Consider the following 209-nt stretch of genomic DNA (forward strand, 5'->3'; position numbering starts at 1 on the left):
GGTGAAGTGCGGGCCATCGTGGGCTCTACGCCACTCGCTATGACTATGGAAGACATCAAGGGCCGTGCCCTTATGAAGCGGGAAGAAGTGGATGTGATCCAGCTGGCACTCTCAGTTTATGGAGCTAATGATACCCAAGTCCTCAACAACCTACGTCAGGAAGTGGCTTCCCTCCAAGAAGCCTGGACAGGACAACGCCCAAGTGCCAT

Annotated in this window: 1 pseudogene; it reads left to right on the forward strand. The window is 54.5% G+C overall.

What is annotated here, in order from left to right:
• Positions 1-209 (forward strand): annotated as a pseudogene (locus HMPREF3057_RS05250) (hypothetical protein); the annotation flags it as partial.

The sequence above is a fragment of the Streptococcus sp. HMSC072D05 genome (assembly GCF_001815805.1).
Taxonomy (GTDB): Bacteria; Bacillota; Bacilli; order Lactobacillales; family Streptococcaceae; genus Streptococcus.